This window comes from Paracoccus sp. (in: a-proteobacteria) (genome assembly GCF_030538755.1).
In the GTDB taxonomy this organism is placed as follows: domain Bacteria; phylum Pseudomonadota; class Alphaproteobacteria; order Rhodobacterales; family Rhodobacteraceae; genus Paracoccus.
On the sequence record NZ_JAUNTJ010000019.1, the window covers coordinates 49,587 to 65,642 of the forward strand.

Consider the following 16,056-nt stretch of genomic DNA (forward strand, 5'->3'; position numbering starts at 1 on the left):
GTTGTCTGCCGCGACCCTAGCGCATACAGGAACGCCGCGCCACCGTGCCCGGCGTGGCGGTCTGCTGCCCGAACCCGCCCAGACGGACGGACAGGTCGAAATCCGTTTCCGCCCGCACCGAATCGGACGAGGTAAAGCGCCGCCCGATGCCCATGTCCAGCGTGATACATTCGTTGCGATACTGCATCCCCAGCGAGGCCTTTTGCATCCGGTCCTCGGTGAAGTCATAGCGCGCCTCGGCGCTGCCCCACCAGCCGGGGGCGACCTGCCAGCCGGTGTTCAGCACCGCCTCTCGCGTGTCGGTCAGGCGGCTTTCGCCCCGGTCGCGGTTGATCCACAGATAACCGGCGCTCAGCTGCATGTCGGGGCGCAGCACGCCCATGCGCACTTCGCTGCGCGAGAAACGGCCCTTGTCGTCGAACAGGCTGCGCGCCGATGCGGCGATGCCGGTGCCGCTGTCGTAATGCGCCGCCAGCAGCCAGTCGGACCGCCGCCCCGACAAGGGCGAATCCGGGCCGAAATTGTCGTCGCGCCGGTCGCGCAGCACCCGCCCCGCCGTCAGCCCCAGCGACCAGCCATCGGGGGCGATCCGGGTCCAGGTCACGCCCAGATTGGCGCGCAGCCCCTGTTCGCGCGCGTCCCAGCCGGGAAAGCGGTTCATCGAGAACAGGTTGCCTTCGTCGAACTCGATCAGGTGGCTGTCTTCGTTGGGGATGTCGTCGCTGCCGTCATTGCGCGGCGACCACAGCAGTTGCACCACCGGTTCCACCATATGGGTGACGCCCGCGCCGCTGCCGACCAGCGGCCAGCGCAGTTCCACCCCGGCGGTCGGGGTCAGCCGCGCCTGCACCTTGTCATAGTTGCTGTCCTGCGCGATCCGGTAAATATCGGCATCCACCGCGCCCAGTGCCGCCAGCACCACGCCGTTGCCCACGATCTGGCTGCGCCGCCAGTCGGCCGACAGCGAGCCGCGCGCCATGTCGCGCCCCAGCACATCATCGGCCGAGGGGCGGCGATGCGCATGGGCCGACCATTCCAGCAGGGCCTCGCCGCCCAGCCAGCGGGGCTGGATACGGCGCTGCCAGATCACATCGGCGACCTGCGCGGGGGAATAGGCGCCTTCTTCGTCGTCGCGCAGCGAATCATAGGTGCCCAGCCGGGCCACGAACAGCTTGTCGCGGCGCACCCTGTCCAGCGTGACGCCCGACCACAGCCGGTCGGCATCGGTGACGTCGTAATCCAGCAGATAGGCGCGGTCGGATGCGTGCTGCAACTGCATCCCCAGCCGATAGCCGCGCGGCAGATCGAACTCGGCCACGCCGAACAGATAGCCGCGCGTGGTGCCCGGTTCCAGATCGTCGCGGCTGATCGCGCCGTCCAGTTGCAGCGCGCCATTGCTGAACGCCTGCCGGTATCGCATTTCCAGCGTCCGCGTGCGCGAGGCCGACAGATAGGGCGTCAGCGTCACATCGGCGCTGCGGCCAAGGGTGATGAAATAGGGGATCTTGACCCCGAACCCCAGCCCCGATGTCGTGCGCACGCTGGGGCGCAGCAGGCCGGTCTTGCGCTCGACCGTCGGATCGGGGGCGGAAATGGTAAAGGGCACCCCGGCCACCGGCACGCCAAAGGCGCGCAGTTGCGGGCGCTCCAGAATCAGTTCGCGCCGCTCGGCGTCATGGGTGATGCTGCGGGCGCGGATTTCCCACAGCGGCGTCGGATCGCTGGCGCAGACCTGACAGGACGAGGTGACGACATTCGTCATCGTGGTATAGCGCCCGCCGTCGCTGCGCCGCACCTCGGTCGCGGCCAGTTGCAATTCGCGCGCGATCACCAGCCGCGCGCCGCGCAGGATGCCGTCCTGCAAGCGGCGGTCCAGTTGCGCGGCATCGGCGATCAGCACCATGTCATCGGCGCTGCCCTGCTGGCCGGGGCGCGACAGGTGGATCGGCCCCTCGATCGTCAGCGCGCCCGACCCCCCGTCCACCCGCAAACGCGAGGCGACCAGCCGGTTGCCCTGATACCAGATCACCACCCCGCCCGAGGCGGTCAGCGTGCGGTCGCCGGTCAGCGTGATGTTGTCGGCCAGCACGGTGGCGGCATCATCGCCCGCCTGATCGGGCACCGCGCGGGGCAGAGTCACCCCGCCCCGCCCGCTGGCGGTGGTGGTGGCGGTGGTCAGCCGTTCCGGCGTGGGGGTGCCGTCGGCAATGGTGCCAAAGCCCAGCAGGGGCGCGGTCGGGGCCAGCGCCGGGCCGCCGCTGCTGTTTTCGGTCACGCCGATGACGGTCGGCACCTGCACCACCTGCGGCTGCTCCTGTTCCTGTCCCTGCGCCCGCGCGGTCAGCGGGGCCGTGGCGGCGGCGGTTGCGGCGATCAGGGCGGTGGCGGCAGCCATGGCCGCGGCGCGTCTGTTGCGGGGTTTGCGTGGGCGCGTTGCCATCAGCCATCCTCTTTTTGCAGGATCACGGCCAAGGCCAGCGCGGCACCGACGGCGGGCGGAGCCCAACCGGCGATCCACGGCGCAACCTGCCCGGAATCGCCCAGAACCTGCGCCAGATTGCGCAGAAAGAACAAGCCGATCCCCGCCTCGAAGGCCAGCAGAACCGCGATGCCGGAATTGCGCCCGCGCACATGCTGCATGGTAAAGGCGGCGGCGATGGCGACCATGGCGGCCATCAGAAACGGGCGTGCCAGCTCCATCTGCAACCAGACGCGGTGGCGCGCGGCGGAAAAGCCCGCGCGTTCCAGCCCGGCGATGAAATCGGGCAGTTGCCAGATGCCCACCGCATCGGGCCGGCCAAAGCCGTCGCGGATGCGCTGCGCCGTCAGGTCAGAGGGCAGCGACAGCGTTTCCTGCGCCTGCACATCGGCCTGCGGGTTCTGGCTGTCCAGCCGATAGTCGCGCACGCCGCTTAGATGCCAGGCGCCGGGGGCCAGAACCGCGCTTTGCGCCTCGATCCGGCGGGTGAGGCCGGAACCGGATTCGTAGATCAGAAAGGTCGCGTCATACAGCGTCGTCGCATCCGGGCTGGCGCGGCCGGCGCGGATCACGATCTGGCCGCTGTCCTGCCCGTTATCGCTCAGCCCCTGCCGCAGCCAGACGGCGCTATCGCCCACGGAAACCGTCTGCTGGCCGCCGCGCTCGATCCGGGCGGCGGTGTCGTCATACAGGCGGCTGGTGGCGGCGACAAAGGGGTTCAGCACCGCCACCGCCACCGCGCCCACGATGATCGCCGTCGCCAGCGGCGCGCGCAGCAGCCGCAGCGCCGATTGCCCGGCGGCGCGGATCGCCACCAGTTCGGATGTGCGCGCCAGCCCCAGAAACAGCGCAATCCCCGCCAGCACCGTCACCAGCGGCAGGATCTGGTAAAACGCCCCGGCAATCGACAGCAGCGACAGCTGCGCCGCCCCGCCCAGCCCCAGCCCCGAGCCGGAAAAGCGGCGGATCGTCTCGATCATCTCGATCAGGAACAGGATCAGCCCGAACACCCCCGCGATCAGCAGCAGACTGCGCAGGAAGCGGCGGGCGATGTAGAACGGCAGGATCATGTCGCCCCTCCGACCCGCGCAGTTGCAGGCGCAGGAAAGGGCCGCGCCGCCAGCCACAGCAGGGCCAGACAGATCAGGCCGCCGATCAGCACCGGCACATAGGGCAGCCACCACTGCGCCGGATCGCGCCCGGCGGCATTGGCGGCGGCATTGACCATGAACTGCACCGCGATCAGCCCGATGATCGCCCAGAACACCTGCCGCCACACGCCAAAGCGCGAATAGCCGCCGATCAGCAGCGTGGCAAAGCCGATCATCACCGCAATCGGGGCCTGAAACGGCTGGCTGATCCGCTCATGCGCCTCTAGCCGGGCCTCAGCGGCGGATTTGCCGGTGCTTTCCAGAACCTGCGCATCGGCGCGCAACAGCGGCAGCGTGCCGAAATCGCGCAAATCACGCCCCCGCGCCGCGCGCACCCCGATCAGCGCCCCCAGATCATAGCTCAGTTCCTCGAACCGGGTGATCGACAGCAGCCCGTCGGGGCTGTCCTGCGTGACCCGCATGTTCTGCACCATCCCGTTCAGCATCACCAGCACCGGCCCGTGATCGCCGCGCACCACCAGCGCCTCTTGCGCGGTATAGGCGGACTGATCGGCAGGGTTGCGCGCATCTTCCAGAAACAGATCCAGCAACCGCCCGTCATTGGCAATATCGCGGATGAACAGCGTCAGCCCGGTCGCCGGATGCTGAAAATCGCCCGCGCGCAGAAACTGCCCGACGACGTTTTCGGCCAGCTCGCTCTGCCGGTCGGCCAGCCGTTCGCGCGCCATCGGCACCAGCACATGCGCCAGAACCGCCACGATCAGCCCCACGACCAGCCCAAAGACCAGCACCGGCCGCGCCATCCGCCAGGGCGACAGCCCGGCGGCGCGCATGGCGACCAGCTCTGATTCTCCGGCCAGACGGTTGGTGCCATAGGCGGTGGCGGCAAAGGCCGCGACCGGCAGCACGGTGGCAATCACGGTGGGCAGGGTCAGCGCGGTGAACTCCAACACCACCAGCGCGGTCTGGCCATCGCTTAACAATTGCTCGAACAGACGCACGGCACGGTTGATCCAATACACCGCGACCAGCACCAGCGCAAAAAAGCCGAACAGGCCTAGAAATTGGGTCAGCAGGTAACGGTCGATGCGTGGCATGGGGTCCGGGTCGGTTGGCTTGCCCCCTGATAACCCGTGCGGCGGCTCTGGCAAAGGGGCCGCATGGCGTCTAGGCTGTCGGCGGCGAACAAACTGAAAGGCCCGATCCATGACCCACCCCGTCGAAATCAGCTTTGTCGAAACCGCTGCCGCCGATCCGGCCGCGCATCAGGGGCGGGTGGCGCTGATCGTGACACCGGGGGCCAGACTGCCCCCCGGCCTGCCGCGCGCCGCGCGCGATGCGGCGATGCGGGCGCTTGAGTCCAAGGCGGGCCGGGCGCTGAAACCCGGCGGGTCGCTGGAACTGGCCTTCCCCGCCGGCATGGCCGCCGAGGCGCTGCAACTGGTCGCGCTGCCGCCCAAATCCTCTGCGACCGAGGCGCGCAAGGCCGGTGCCGCCATCGGCGCCAAACTGGGCCGCGCCCATACGCTGGTGCTGGCGGGCAATCATGCGCAGGGGGCCGACATCGCCCTTGGCCTCGCTCTGCGCGGCTATGATTTTTCCGTGTATCAGACGCAAAAGGATGGCGACGACGCCGCCCCCGGCGATGTGAACCCGGCGCAACTGGTCACAACACCCGCTGCGGGCGAAAACGCCCGTCTGGCCGAGGGCGGCGATACGCCCGCCAGCGCCGATGCCGCCGATGCCAACCCGCCTGCGCCGGAAAAGGCCCGCGTCACCTTCGCCGCCAAAGACCCTGAATCGCTGGCCCGCGCCGCCACTGACGGGGCCGCGCTGGCCGAAGGCGTGTTCTTCACCCGCGATCTGGTCAATGAACCGGCCAATGTGCTGACCACCACCGACTTTGCCGACCGCCTGCTGGCGATGCAGGAAATCGGCCTCACGGTCGAGGTGCTGGACGAAGACGAACTGGCGAAACTGGGTATGCGCGCGCTGCTGGCCGTGGGGCAGGGGTCGGAAAGCCCGTCCAGGGTCGTGGTGATGCGCTGGAACGGCGGCGGGGACCAGGCGCCGCTGGCTCTGGTCGGCAAGGGCGTGGTGTTCGACACCGGCGGCATTTCCATCAAACCGGCCGCAGGGATGGAGGAAATGACCATGGACATGGGCGGCGCGGGCGTCGTCGCCGGGGTCATGCGCACGCTGGCCCTGCGCCGGGCGCGGGCCAATGTCGTCGGTCTGGTCGGTCTGGTCGAAAACATGCCCGATGGCCGCGCCCAACGCCCCGGCGACATCGTGCGCAGCATGAAGGGCGACACGATCGAGGTCATCAACACCGATGCCGAGGGGCGTTTGGTGCTGGCCGATGTGCTGTGGTATGCGCAGGATCGCTTTAATCCGGCGGCGGTGATCGACCTCGCCACGCTGACCGGCGCCGTCATCATCGCGCTGGGCCATGAAAATGCAGGGGTATTTGCCAATGACGACGCATTGGCCGATCAGATCCTGACCGCCGCGCGGGCCGAGGGCGAAGGTGCGTGGCGTCTGCCTCTGGGCAAGGCCTATGACGACCAGATCAAATCGCGGCTGGCCGACATCAAGAACACCGGCGGCCGCGCGGCAGGCTCGATCACGGCGGCGCAATTCCTGCAACGCTTCATCCGCAAGGGCCAACCCTGGGCGCATATCGACATCGCCGGAGTGGCCCTGCCGCCCGTCGCCACCGACCTCGCCCCCAAGGGCGCGACCGGCTGGGGGGTGATGACGCTGGATCGCCTGATCCGCACCCATTACGAGGGCAAATGACAGCGCGCGTTGCACCGTCCGGCTGTGCACAGGTTGTGTACGCCCTGTGCACAGGTTGTGCACAGGCTGTGCAGCCGAAATCCCGGCATTTGCCGGGGTTTCGCGCCGCCCCGGCACAGGCGTTGCGCCACGCAACGCCCGCCGCCGTTGCGCGCTAGGCCGGCCCCATGGGCAACGCGATGTTCTATCACCTGACCCGCACCCCCGCCGATGCGCTGGTGCCCATGCTGATCGGCAAGGCCCGCGCCGCTGGCTGGCGCGTGGAACTGCGCGGCACAGATGCCGAAACCCTTGAACGGCTGGATAAAAAACTGTGGGAAGCCGAAGCTTTCCTGCCCCACGGCCAACAGGGCGGCCCCCATGACGCCCGCCAGCCGGTGCTGCTGACCCTCGCCGGCCAACCCGCCGCCAACAATCCCGCCTGCCTGCTGACCCTGAACGGAGCCGAAGTAAATCCGCAGGAATGTCAAAGCCTTGAGCGAACCTGCATCATCTTCGACGGCGCCAGCCCCCCCGCCACCGACCGCGCCCGCGACCAATGGCGCAGCCTGACCGCCGCCGGAATCACCGCAGAATACTGGTCCGAAGAATCCGGCCGCTGGACCCGCAAACGCTGACACCCCAGCTGCCTGAAAACCCAACAAAATCAGGCATCTTTGGTCCGAAAAATATCCCACGGGGGTCCGGGGGTGTGAAACCCCCGGCCTTCGGGCGCTACCCCGCCAGCCGAACCACCTTGTCATGCGACCGATCCAGCCGCCCCGCCAGCCCGTCACGGATCGCCACCCGCAGGATTCGCCGGTAAAGTCCGGCCTGATCGCCGTATCGCCCCGCCTGCCGCCGCCATTTCAGCACCAGCACCGGCAACAGCGGCCAGAACCAGGGCCCCGCCGCCACCCGATAGGCCAGCAGCGCGTTGCGATACATGTAATACACCTTCCAGATCGGCTTCAAAATCAGGGCGTTACCCTCAATCGAGGCCGTGTCGTGTTCAAACCGCACCGCAGGCTCAAACCCCAGCCGCAAGCCCCTGCGCCGCATCGTCAGCGTATAAAGCTGATCGTCGCCATAGATGAACAACCCGGCATGAGGAAACCCCGCCCGCCGGATCGCATCCCGCGACAGAAACAGCCCCACAAAAGAAGCCATATCCACCGCCACCGGCCCCGCATCCGGCGCATAGGCGGTGTCCGGCAGATGAAACCCCCGCCGCCCGGCACGCAGCGTGCGCAGAAATTCCGGCATATGCCAGAAGGGGTTACGGTAGGGGCGGTTCATCTCGCAGACCGTGCCGCCCGGCGTGATGACCGCCGCCCCAACCGCATCCCACCGCCCCGGCGGCAGGTCACGAAAGGCGGCGATGGCACCGGCGCAGGGCCGCCCGTCATCGTCCATCACCACCACCCAGTCGGGGTCGAACCGCTGCATCACATGCCGCAGCCCCAGCGAAAACCCCCCCGCCCCGCCGCTGTTTTCGGCGTGAAATACAACGCTCAGTCTCGGGTCGTCCAGATCGCGCAGCCAGTCGCCGGTGCCATCATCGGATGCGTTGTCAAACACCACGACATGATCCAGCGGCTCGGCCAGCAGGCGGCGAACGGTTTCTTGCAGCTTTTCCAGCCGGTTATAGGTAACGACCAAAGCCGCGATCACGGCATTGGCCTTGTCTGCCTGCCCCATCAGCGCGGCTGGCCCAAACCGCCCGCGGCAATCGCCGCCATGTTCAGAATATCGTTCACGGTGGAATTGGTGGCGCAGATCTGGATCGGTTTGGGCACCCCGGTCAGGATCGGGCCAATCACCGTCGCCCCCGCCATTTCCTGCAACAATTTCACCGAGATACTGGCCGAATGCCGCGCCGGCACCACCAGCACATTCGCTGGCCCGCTTAGTCGACTGAACGGGTAACGCGCCGCCGCCTCGGCATTCAGGGCCACGTCCACGGTCATCTCGCCTTCGTATTCGAAATCGACGCCACGCGCGTCCAGAACCTTGGGTGCCTCGGCCATCTTTACGGCGCGTTCGCTGATCGGATAGCCAAAGTTAGAAAACGACAGAAAGGCCACTCGCGGCTCAAGCCCCAGTCCCCGCGCGACCTGCGCACCGCGGACGGCAATATCCGCCAGATCCTCGGCCTCGGGCCATTCATGAACCAGCGTGTCGCCGATCAGCACCACGCGGCCCTTGTGCAGCAAGGCGGTGATGCCCACGGTGTGATCTTGCGGACGCACGTCGAACACCTGCCCGATCTGCGCCAGAACATGCGCGCTTTTGCGGGTCGCGCCGGTCACAAGCCCGTCGCCATGCCCATGCGCCAGCATCAGGGCTGCGAACACATGCCGGTCGCGGTTGACCCGTTTATGCGCATCCTCGCGGTCAACGCCCTGACGTTGCAGGCGTTTATACAGAAATTCGTAATAGCTGTCCAAATGCCGGGCATTGCCCGCGTTCACCACCTGAATTTCCCGCACGGCATCGCCAAGGCCCACGGCCTCGAGCTTGTCCTTCACGTCCTGATCGCGGCCCACCACCAGCGCGGTGCCCATGCCGCCCCGCTGCCATGCCACGGCGGCGCGCAGCACGCGCGGATCGTCGCCCTCGGCAAAGATCATCCGCGCCTGATTCTGCCGCGCCCGCGCATGGATCGCGTTGAGGATCGAGGCCGTCGGGTCCATCCGCGCCCGCAGCGAGTGGGCATAACCCTCCATGTCGATGATCGGGCGGCGGGCAACGCCGGTATCCATGCCCGCGCGCGCCACGGCGGGCGGGATGACGTGGATCAGACGCGGGTCAAAGGGCGTCGGGATGATGTAATCGCGGCCAAAGGTCAGCTTGCGGCCATAGGCCACGGCGACCTCGTCGGGCACATCCTCGCGCGCCAGTTCAGCCAAAGCGCGGGCGCAGGCGATCTTCATCTCGTCGTTGATGGCGCGGGCATGGATGTCCAGCGCACCCCGGAACAGATAGGGGAACCCCAGCACATTGTTGACCTGATTGGGATAATCGCTGCGCCCGGTGGCGACGATGGCATCGGGGCGGACGGCCTGCGCTTCCTCGGGGGTGATTTCGGGATCGGGGTTGGCCATGGCAAAGATGACCGGGTTATCGGCCATGCTGATGACCATTTCAGGCGTCACCGCGCCCTTGGCCGACACGCCCAGAAACACATCCGCGCCGCGCATCGCGTCTTCCAGACTGCGGGCCTCGGTCACGACGGCATGGGCCGATTTCCACTGGTTCATGCCCTCGGTGCGGCCCTGATAAATCACGCCCTTGGTGTCGCACATGATGCAGTTTTCATTGCGCGCGCCCATGGCCTTTATCAGCTCCAGACAGGCGATGCCCGCAGCGCCCGCGCCGTTCAGCACGACCTTGCAATCCTCGATCCGCTTGCCCGACAGTTCCAGCGCGTTAATCAGACCGGCGGCGCAGATCACGGCGGTGCCGTGCTGGTCGTCGTGGAACACCGGGATGTCCATCATTTCCTTCAGGCGGGATTCGATGATGAAACATTCGGGCGCCTTGATGTCTTCAAGGTTGATGCCGCCAAAGCTTGGCCCCATCAGGCGGACGGCCTGAATGATTTCCTCGGGGTCTTCGGTGTCCAGTTCGATGTCGATGGCGTTCACATCGGCAAAGCGTTTGAACAGAACCGCCTTGCCCTCCATCACCGGCTTGGATGCCAAAGCACCCAGATTGCCCAAGCCAAGGATGGCGGTGCCGTTGGAAATCACCGCGACCATATTGCCCTTGGTGGTATAGTCATAGGCAGTTTCCGGCCGCGCGGCGATGGCCTCAACCGGCACCGCGACGCCGGGTGAATAGGCCAGCGACAGATCGCGCTGCGTCGCCATCGGGGTCGAGGCCACGATGTCGTATTTCCCCGGACGCGGCTCCATGTGATAGGCCAGTGCCTCGTCGGGCGTGATGCGTGCGTTGCGGTTCTTCTGATCGCTCATATGCGTGTCCCCCTGTTGGCCCCGTGTTAGCGCGCGGCAGCGGCATCCTCAACGGGCAAGCATCACGGGCGCAGGGGTTTTCAGCCAGCCACAAGCCGCTTCCTGTTTGTCCAAATACGCATCTTGGGGCGCGACGCGCCTTACAGAGAGATCCGCACAAAACTGTCGCGCAGCGCGTGCGACCATGCCTGACTGATGCGCGCGAAATCGGGATCGTCCTTCAGGATGCGGCGGTGGAGGCCGACGGCGCAGCGGTCCTTTTCGATCACCGCCAGATCCAGCGGCATCCCCACCGACAGGTTCGATCGCAGGGTCGAATCCATCGACAGCAGCACGGCCTTTTGCGCATCGTCCAGATTGGTCGCGGGGGTAATCACACGATCCAGCAGCGGCTTGCCGTATTTATGCTCGCCGATTTGCAGAAAGGGCGTGTCCTCAGTCGCTTCGATAAAGTTGCCCTCGGGATAGATCAGGAACAGCCGCATGTCGCCGCCCGCCCGCTGCCCGGCCACGATCAGGCTGGCACTGGCCTGCATCTGGCGAAAGTCGCGCAACTGTTCGGTAATCTCGCGCCGGGTCCGCGACAGGCAATCCCCGATGATCGAGGCAACCTGCAACATCGTCGGGGCCAGCATGATCGAGGTGGTCTCGTCGGCCATATCGTCCTCGACCGCCTCTTGCAGACGGCCAAGGGTGGTCTGCGTCACCGACAGCGACCCGGCCGTCATGACGGCGATCACCCGCTCGCCGGGGTTTTCAAAGAAGAACATCTTGCGATAGGTGGCAATATTGTCCAGCCCGGCATTGGTGCGCGTGTCCGACAGCAGCACCAGCCCTTCGTTCAGTTTCAGCCCGACGCAATAGGTCATGATCCGGTCCGCATTCCCTGTTTGCCGGGCAAGATACGGTGGCTGCAACCTGCCCGCAACCGCCGGGCCGTAATCAGGCCCGGCTGCGGGTTACAGTTCTTCCACCTTGACCGTGACGGCCAGCATTTCCGCCCCCGGCCCGGCGCGCATCCCGCGAATGGGCGCCGCGTCCGAGGAATCCAGCCCCGACCCCAGCCGGACATAGCGATCATCCGGGCAGCAGCGATTGGCCGCGTCAAAGCCGACCCAGCCCAGGCCCTGAATGTGAATCTCGGCCCAGGCGTGGGCGGCATCATGGGGCGTGCCGTCGATGGTCGAATGCAGATAGCCCGACACATAGCGCGCCGGCAGATCGTGCAGCCGCGCCACGGCGATCAGCGCATGGGCGTGATCCTGACACACCCCTTCACCCAGGGCGAGCGCCTCGGCGGCGGTGGTGCGGGCATCGGTCACGCCGGGGCGATAGGCGATGGCATCCGCCACTACGCCCGACAGCCGGTGCGCCAGATCCAGCGCCGCATCACCGCTGGCCGATGCCGCCAGATCACGCAGCGCCTGATCGGTGGCGGTGGCGGCGGTGCTGCGCAGATAGGCCAACGGGTGAATGATTTCGCGGTGGCCCCGCAGAACGCCAGCCAGATCGGTGGTTTCCACCACACCCCAGCAGCGCACGGCGATTTCCTCCAGCGGGCCGCGCACCGTCCAGCCCTCGATCCAGTCGCCCGCACCGTCGCGGAACGCGGGGCCGCGCTGCCCGCCGGTCACGTCGATCTGCCAGTTTTCCGTTTTCTGCCCCTCGCAGGCCGAAGGCGTCAGGCGCAGGCTCTGGATCAGGTTCCTGACCGGCATGTCGTAATGATACAGCGTCTCATGCAGGATTTTCAGCTTCATGCCTGCATCCCCCCGGCCAGATAATCCTGATGCACCAGCACCGATATGGCGGCGATTTCCTCGATGAACCATGTCAGGAATTCGTGCAGACCTTCGTCAAAGATCATCTCGATGTCGTGGTTTTGCAGACGGCTCAGCACCTCGCGCGCCTTGTCGCGGGCGGTGTGGGGCACGCCCTCGCCATAGCGGCGGGCCAGCCCCTCAAGGTTCCAGACCGTTTCATAAAGCGAGGTAATCAGCGACCGCGGGCTTTCGCCGTTCAGGATCATGAAATCGGCCACCCGCCCGGCGGTCACATCGCCGCCATAGGCCCAGTGGAACGCCCGATGCGCCGACAATGCACGCAGGATCACCTGCCACTGATAGCTGTCCAGTTCCGAGCCGACAAATTCGACACGCGGCAGCAGGACGAAATATTTCACATCCAGAATCCGCGCCGTCGCATCGGCCCGTTCCAGCCCATAGCCAAGATTGATGAAATGCCAGCCGTCATTGCGCAATTGCGTGGCATTGATTGCCCCCCGCACGGTCGAGGCGCTTCGGGTGACGAAATCGGTCAGGTCCGCGCCCTCTAACTGGCCGCGCGGCATCCGTTCGATGCGGCGCAGTTCCTGATATGCGCTGTTCAGCGCGTCCCAGACTTGCCCGGTCAGCGCGGTGCGGACAATGCGCCCGCCTTCGCGCGCTTTTTCGAAACAGGACACCACGGATGAAGGGTTGCCGCGGTCGAAATACATGAATTCTTCGATGTTTTCCTGCGAGAGATGATCGTATTTATCAGAAAACAACTCTGCCGTGCCCGAAGCGCGCAGCAGCGAGTTCCTTTCGTTTTCATATCCCTCGCCACTGTTCGGCATCAGCGTGATGCGCTGGCCCACATGCAGCAGGCGGGCGGCGGTTTCGGCGCGCTCCAGATGGCGGCCCATCCAGAACAGGTTGGCGGCGGTGCGGCTGAGCATATCCGTTTCCCCTTATTCCGACAGAACCCAGGTGTCCTTGACCCCGCCGCCCTGCGACGAGTTCACCACCAGCGAGCCTTCGCGAAGCGCCACCCGCGTCAGCCCGCCCGGCACCAGCTCGATCCGGTCGCCGCACAGGCAATAGGGGCGCAGGTCCACATGGCGCGGAGCGATGCCCTGTTCGACAAAGGTCGGCACGGTGGACAGTGACAGCGTGGGCTGGGCGATGTAATTATGCGGGGCGGCCTGAATGCGGGCGCGGAAATCCTCGATCTCGGCCTTGGTCGCCTTTGGGCCGACCAGCATCCCGTAACCGCCCGATCCGTGAACCTCTTTCACGACAAGATCGGGCAGGTTCTCCATCACATGTTTATAGTCGTCGTCATCCCACAGCGTCCATGTCTGGACGTTGTTCAGGATCGGCGTTTCCCCCAGATAAAAGCGGATCATATCGGGCACATAGGTATAGATGGCCTTGTCATCGGCCACGCCCGCGCCGGGGGCCGAACAGATGCTGACCCCGCCAGAACGATACACATCCATCAGCCCCGGAATGCCCAGCATGGAATCGCGGCGGAAACACAAGGGGTCGATGAACGGGTCATCCACGCGGCGATAGATCACATCGACGCGCTGCGGCCCCTGCGTCGTGCGCATATAGACAAATTCGCCGTCCACGAACAGATCCTGCCCCTCGACCAGTTCCAGCCCCATCAGATTGGCCAGAAAGCTGTGTTCGTAATAGGCGCTGTTGAAATGGCCCGGCGTCAGGATCACGCAGGTGGGCCGGTCGCTGCATTTGGCCGGGGCCACCGATTCCAGCGTGCGGCGCAGCAGTTCGGGGTATTGGTCCACGGGTTCGATGCGGTTGCCGCGAAACAGTTGCGGGAACATGCGCATCATGATTTCGCGGTTTTCCAGCATATAGCTGACGCCTGAAGGGGTGCGGCAGTTATCCTCCAGCACAAAGAACTCGTCCTTGCCGGTGCGCACAAGGTCGATGCCGATGATATGGCTGTAGACCCCGCGCGGCGGGACAAAGCCGACAGCCGCCTTTTCAAAAGCCTCGTTCTGATAGACCAGCCGCGCCGGAATGCGGCCCGCGCGCACGATTTCGGCCCGGCCATAGACATCGCGCAAAAAGGCGTTCAGGGCGCGGGCGCGCTGTTTGATGCCGCGTTCCAGCCTGCGCCATTCGGTTTGTTCAAAGACGCGCGGCATCATGTCAAAGGGGATCAGCCGGTCCGGGTCGCCGCCCTCGCCATAGACGGCAAAGGTGATGCCGATGCGGCGGAACAGAGCCTCGGCCTCGGCCTGTTTCATCTGCCGCAGATCGGCGGGCATGGTATCGACCCAATCGTTCAGCATGGCATAGGGCGCACGCACCTGATCGCCGTCATACATTTCGTTGTAATGCGTCATCCGTTTTCCCCCGGCCCCGAGGTCTTGCCCGGTGGCCTTTGGAAACAGAAACTCTTGCCCATGGAACAGAGTCCATGCCCCGCCGGGCTTTTTCCCCGGCGGGTTAGCAAAAATTTAGAGTTGCCGCGTTTTTTGGCGATCTGCCCGTTTCGCGGGCGATCAGTTGGTGCGCCAGCCCCCGTCGGGCAATGCGGCCACCGAGGCGCGCGCGGCAAGGTATTCGGCGGCCAGCGCGTCGATATAGGCGCGCACGGGTTGCACGTTGCGGATCGCGCCGATGCCCTGACCGGCACCCCAGATCTGGCTCCACGCCTTGGGTTTGGCACTGGCGCCGGTGCTGGCAAAGTTCATCGTTTCCGCATCGGCGCTATCCAGTGCATCCGGGTCCATTCCGGCATTGCGGATCGAGGGGGCAAGGTAATTGCCCGAAACCCCGGTAAACAGCGACGAGGTGACAATATCCATCGCGCCGCTGTCGCAGATCATCTGCTTGTATTCGGGTTGCGCGTTCGCCTCGGCCGTGGCGATGAAGGGGCTGCCGATATAGGCCAGATCGGCCCCGGCCACCTGCGCGGCCAGCACCGCCCGCCCGGTGGCAATCGCCCCCGACAGCAGCAGCGGCCCGTCGAACCAGTCGCGGATTTCCTGCAACAGCGCAAAGGGAGACTGCCGCCCGGCATGGCCGCCCGCGCCTGCCGCCACGGCGATCAGCCCGTCGGCACCCTTTTCGATCGCCTTGCGGGCAAAGCGGTTGTCGATCACGTCATGCAGCGCGATGCCGCCGCAGTCATGGGCGGCGGCGTTCACCTCGGGGCGGGCGCCAAGGCTGGTGATCCAGATCGGCACGCGGTGGCGGTGGCAGATTTCAATGTCGCGTTCCAGCCGGGCGTTGGATTTATGCACGATCTGGTTCACCGCAAAGGGGGCGGCGGGCGTGTCGGGATGGGCCTGATTGTGCCGGTCCAGTTCCTCGGCGATGCGGGTCAGCCACTGATCCAGCAGCGGCGGATCGCCCGCCGCTTCGCGCGCATTCAGCGCCGGAAAGCTGCCGACGATGCCCGCCTTGCATTGCGCGATGACCAGTTCCGGGCCGGACACGATGAACATGGGCGATCCGACAACGGGAATGCGCAGGTTTTGCAGGATGGGCGGCAGCATGGGTTCCTCCGGGTTTTGCGGGCAGGATGCCGCGCGGGTGGGCGCGCGGCAAGAATGACGCTGCGCCAGCCATGCAAAAGGGCGGCCCCGCTGTCAGGGCCGCCCTGTCGCAGAGTGCTGACCGGCGATCAGGCTGTTTTGCGGCGGCGCAGGCGACCGATGCCGGCAAAGGCCGCGACCCCCGCCGCCATCAGCGGCAGGGCACCGGGCAGCGGCACCGGCGCGATGTCATGGCCGTTGATCGAGGCCAGAACGTAATCGGGGTTGTCGGTGATGAACCCGTCCAGCCCCCAGTTCAGGAAATCCATCGTCAACTGATCGCTGTGGGCCTGATCGGCGGGGCGGAAGGTCATACGCGCTAACTTAAGGGCTTGTGGGGTTTCTGGCGGCGTTTGCCTGGCTTTT

At 66.0% G+C, this 16,056-nt stretch carries 13 protein-coding genes; 2 read left to right on the forward strand and 11 right to left on the reverse strand.

Annotated features, from left to right (window positions below; all coding sequences use genetic code 11):
- Positions 1 to 16 precede the first annotated feature (16 nt).
- From Q4G14_RS11855 to lptF, 3 genes are read right to left on the reverse strand one after another with little or no spacing between them, the layout of a single operon-like run.
- Complete coding sequence (locus Q4G14_RS11855; protein ID WP_303361962.1) at positions 17 to 2,440, reverse strand: LPS-assembly protein LptD; 2,424 nt, start codon at positions 2,438 to 2,440, stop codon at positions 17 to 19.
- Entirely contained in the window at positions 2,440 to 3,549 is a 1,110-nt protein-coding gene (gene lptG, locus Q4G14_RS11860; RefSeq protein WP_303361963.1) for an LPS export ABC transporter permease LptG, read from the reverse strand. Before lptG ends, Q4G14_RS11855 begins: the two co-directional genes overlap by 1 nt.
- Positions 3,546 to 4,688, reverse strand: a complete 1,143-nt coding sequence (lptF, locus tag Q4G14_RS11865; RefSeq protein ID WP_303361964.1) for an LPS export ABC transporter permease LptF — start codon at positions 4,686 to 4,688, stop codon at positions 3,546 to 3,548. The genes lptG and lptF overlap by 4 nt, the downstream gene beginning before the upstream one ends.
- A gap of 109 nt (positions 4,689 to 4,797) precedes the next feature.
- Here lptF and Q4G14_RS11870 point away from each other — a divergent pair, with 109 nt between their 5' ends.
- Complete coding sequence (locus tag Q4G14_RS11870) at positions 4,798 to 6,393, forward strand: leucyl aminopeptidase (RefSeq protein WP_303361965.1); 1,596 nt, start codon at positions 4,798 to 4,800, stop codon at positions 6,391 to 6,393.
- 167 nt (positions 6,394 to 6,560) lie between these two features.
- A complete protein-coding gene (locus Q4G14_RS11875; RefSeq protein WP_303361966.1) occupies positions 6,561 to 7,010 on the forward strand; it encodes a DNA polymerase III subunit chi in 450 nt (149 codons plus the stop codon).
- 97 nt (positions 7,011 to 7,107) lie between these two features.
- On the opposite strand, the gene Q4G14_RS11880 is transcribed toward Q4G14_RS11875, so the two are convergent.
- From Q4G14_RS11880 to Q4G14_RS11915, 8 genes are all read right to left on the reverse strand, one after another.
- The gene (locus tag Q4G14_RS11880) at positions 7,108 to 8,073 is read right to left on the reverse strand and encodes a glycosyltransferase (protein ID WP_303361967.1); all 966 of its coding nucleotides are present in this window, start codon (positions 8,071 to 8,073) and stop codon (positions 7,108 to 7,110) included.
- The gene (locus Q4G14_RS11885) at positions 8,073 to 10,352 is read right to left on the reverse strand and encodes an NADP-dependent malic enzyme (RefSeq protein WP_303361968.1); all 2,280 of its coding nucleotides are present in this window, start codon (positions 10,350 to 10,352) and stop codon (positions 8,073 to 8,075) included. Before Q4G14_RS11885 ends, Q4G14_RS11880 begins: the two co-directional genes overlap by 1 nt.
- Positions 10,353 to 10,492: 140 nt before the next feature.
- Complete coding sequence (locus tag Q4G14_RS11890) at positions 10,493 to 11,221, reverse strand: peptidase (RefSeq protein WP_303361969.1); 729 nt, start codon at positions 11,219 to 11,221, stop codon at positions 10,493 to 10,495.
- Between the two features lie 90 nt (positions 11,222 to 11,311).
- Positions 11,312 to 12,112 carry a transglutaminase family protein gene (locus Q4G14_RS11895; RefSeq protein ID WP_303361970.1) on the reverse strand — a complete coding sequence of 267 codons (801 nt, stop codon included), beginning with the start codon at positions 12,110 to 12,112 and terminating at the stop codon, positions 11,312 to 11,314.
- Positions 12,109 to 13,071 carry an alpha-E domain-containing protein gene (locus Q4G14_RS11900; protein WP_303361971.1) on the reverse strand — a complete coding sequence of 321 codons (963 nt, stop codon included), beginning with the start codon at positions 13,069 to 13,071 and terminating at the stop codon, positions 12,109 to 12,111. Before Q4G14_RS11900 ends, Q4G14_RS11895 begins: the two co-directional genes overlap by 4 nt.
- A gap of 12 nt (positions 13,072 to 13,083) precedes the next feature.
- Positions 13,084 to 14,493 (reverse strand): circularly permuted type 2 ATP-grasp protein, encoded by a 1,410-nt coding sequence (locus Q4G14_RS11905; protein ID WP_303361972.1) that lies wholly within the window; start codon positions 14,491 to 14,493, stop codon positions 13,084 to 13,086.
- Positions 14,494 to 14,652: 159 nt separating this feature from the next.
- Complete coding sequence (locus Q4G14_RS11910) at positions 14,653 to 15,651, reverse strand: nitronate monooxygenase family protein (protein WP_303361973.1); 999 nt, start codon at positions 15,649 to 15,651, stop codon at positions 14,653 to 14,655.
- A 128-nt stretch (positions 15,652 to 15,779) separates the two neighbouring features.
- A complete protein-coding gene (locus tag Q4G14_RS11915) occupies positions 15,780 to 16,004 on the reverse strand; it encodes a hypothetical protein (protein ID WP_303361974.1) in 225 nt (74 codons plus the stop codon).
- Positions 16,005 to 16,056 lie beyond the last annotated feature (52 nt).